Below are 3,077 nucleotides of genomic sequence, written 5' to 3'. Positions count from 1 at the left end.
ATCAAGTCGAACATGGGGCACACGCAGGCGGCTGCGGGTGTTTCGGGCATCATCAAGATGGTCGAGGCGATCCGGCACGGTGTGCTGCCCAAGACGCTGCATGTGGACGAGCCGACGCACCAGGTGGACTGGTCGGAGGGCGGTGTCCGGCTGTTGACCGAGTCCCGTCCGTGGCCGGAGACGGGTCGTCCGCGTCGCGCGGGTATCTCCTCGTTCGGTATCAGCGGTACCAACGCCCACGTCATCATCGAGCAGGCCCCCGCCGAAGAGACCCCCGAGGAAGCCGAGGGCCGAACCCTTCCCGCCGTGCCGTGGGTACTGTCCGCGAAGACGGACGACGCCCTGCGCGCCCAGGCCGAGCGCCTGCGCACACACCTGACGAACAACCCCACCCTGCGCCCCCTGGACATCGCCCACTCCCTGGTCACCCACCGCGCCGCCATGGACCGCCGCCTCGCGGTGATCGGCGCCGACCGGGATGAGTTGCTGGCCGGTCTGGGTGCGTTGGTGGAGGGTCGGTCGGCTGCGGGTGTGGTGCAGGGGAGTGTGCGGGGGGCTGGTCGTACGGCGTTCCTGTTCACGGGTCAGGGGGCGCAGCGGGTCGGGATGGGCCGGGAGTTGTATGACGCGTTCCCGGTGTTCGCGGAGGCCTTCGATGCGGTCCTCGAGGTGATCGATCTGCCGTTGCGTGAGGTCATCTGGGGTGAGGACGCGGAGCGGTTGAGTCGTACGGAGTTCACGCAGCCGGCGTTGTTCGCGGTTGAGGTGGCGTTGTATCGGTTGGTGGAGTCCTGGGGTGTCAAGCCGGACTACCTGGCCGGGCATTCGATTGGTGAGTTCGCTGCCGCGCATGTCTCCGGTGTCCTGTCCCTCGCGGATGCGGCGAGGCTGGTCACCGCTCGTGGCCGGTTGATGCAGGCGTTGCCGGAGGGCGGCGCGATGGTTGCCGTGCAGGCGACGGAGGAAGAAGTGCGTCCTCTGTTGGTGGACGGTGTCGGTATTGCGGCCGTCAACGGTCCCCAGTCGGTGGTGGTTTCCGGGGTGGAGGCGGAGGCGCTGCGGATCAAGGCGCACTTCGAGGCGGAGGGTCGTAAGACGACCCGGCTGAAGGTCTCGCACGCGTTCCACTCGCCGCTGATGGAGCCGATGCTCGCCGAATTCCGATCCATAGCAAGTGAGTTGGAGTACGGCACCCCGTCGATCCCGATCGTCTCCACCCTCACCGGCGCCCTGGTCACCGACGACCTGTCGGATCCGGAGTACTGGGTCCGCCACGTCCGTGAGGCGGTCCGGTTCGCGGACGCGGTGAAGGTGTTGGCCGACAAGGGTGTCACCACGTATCTGGAGCTGGGCCCGGACGCGGTGTTGACGGCGATGGGTCAGCAGAGTGCTGAGGGTGTCTTCGTCCCGGTGTTGCGTCGTGACCGTGGTGAGGTGCGTGAGCTGGTGTCCGCGGTGGCCCGGATCGCGGTGCACGGTGGGAAGGTCGACTGGTCGGCGTTCTATGCGGGCACGGGAGCCCGCCGTGTCGAGCTGCCCACCTACGCCTTCCAGCGCCGGCGCTTCTGGATGGACGCTCTGGAGTACTGGTCCGAGGCCTGGGCCGGTGCGGACACCGGCGGGGTGACGTCCGCGGGGCTCGACCGCGCGGTGCACCCGCTGCTCGGTGCCGTGGTGGCCTCGCCGGACAGCGAGGCCGTGGTGCTGACGGGCCGGCTCTCCACTTCGGCCCAGCCGTGGCTGGCGGACCACGCGGTCGGCGGCACCGTCCTGTTCCCCGGCACCGGCCTGGTGGACCTGGCCCTGGCGGCCGGCGACCGGGTCGGCTGCGAGCTGCTGGAGGAGCTGACGCTGGAGGCTCCGCTGGTGCTGCCGGAGCGTGGTGGAGTCGCCGTACAGGTGGTGGTCGGTACCGCCGCCGAGGACGGGACGCGGTCGGTGCACGTGTACGGGCGCTCCGACGAGGAGGAGGGCACATGGACCCGGCACGCGACCGGTCTGCTGTCCGCCACGGCACCGGAGGCCTCGTTCGACCTGGCCCAGTGGCCGCCGCGCGGCGTTGAGCAGGTCGATCTGGCGGGCCTGTACGACACGCTGGCGGAGGCGGGTCTGGAGTACGGGCCGGTGTTCCAGGGCCTGACGGCCGCCTGGAGCGACGGTGACACGGTGTATGCCGAGGTGGCTCTGCCGGAGGAGACGGGGGTGGAGGGCTTCGGGGTGCACCCGGCCCTCCTGGACGCCTGCCTGCACGCGACCGCGCTGCTGCCCGGCGGTGCCGAGAGCACCCGTCTGCCCTTCGCCTGGACCGGTGTCTCGCTGCACGCGACCGGCGCCTCCCGGCTGCGCGTGCGACTCGCCCGCGAGGGTGCCGAGGCTGTCGCACTCGCGGTCGCCGACGAACAGGGCCGTCCGGTGGCGACGGTCCGTTCGCTGGTGCTCCGGGAGGTCGCGCCGGAGCAGCTGGCGGCGGCCCGGCCGGCGTTCCACGAATCCCTCTTCCAGCTCGACTGGGTACGACTGCCGGAGGTGCGATCGCATGGTTCTGCGCCGGATGATGTGGTGGTGTTCCGCAGTGCGCCGGGTGCGGACGCGCAGGCCGTGCGGACGGCGGTGCATCGGGCGCTCGCCGAGCTGCGGTCGGCTGCCGATCGCATCGCGGTAGTCACGCAAGGTGCGGTGGCGTTGCCGGGTGAGGACGTCACCGATCTGGCGGGTGCGGCCGTGTGGGGTCTGGTGCGCTCCGCCCAGTCGGAGGATCCGGACCGTTTCGTCCTGATCGACACCGACACCGACACGGGCGCGGACGCGGATGACGCGGTCGCTCTGGCGCTGGCGACGGGTGAGCCGCAGGTCGTCGTCCGGGGCGGCGAGGCTTACGGCGCCCGGCTGGTGCGCACCCCGGTGACTGAGGAGGACACAGCCGGTCCCGCATCGGTCTTCTCCGCCGAGGGGACGGTGCTGGTGACGGGTGCGACGGGCACGCTGGGTGGCCTCTTCGCCCGGCATCTGGTGTCCGAGTACGGTGTGCGCCGTCTGCTGCTGACCAGTCGCCGGGGTGAACAGGCCCCTGGTATGCG

1 protein-coding gene is annotated in these 3,077 nt (G+C 70.7%); it reads left to right on the top strand.

The genetic code is table 11. From position 1 onward, the window contains the following. Positions 1-12 precede the first annotated feature (12 nt). Positions 13-3,077, top strand: a 3,065-nt coding sequence (locus ACFYZB_RS46670; RefSeq protein ID WP_388768254.1) for a type I polyketide synthase, incomplete at its 3' end; no start/stop codon positions are given.

The organism is Streptomyces sp. NPDC001852, assembly GCF_042891825.1.
In the GTDB taxonomy this organism is placed as follows: Bacteria; Actinomycetota; Actinomycetes; order Streptomycetales; family Streptomycetaceae; genus Streptomyces.
Note: the sequence above shows the minus strand (reverse complement) of the source record. Positions and strands in the feature narration are given on the sequence as shown.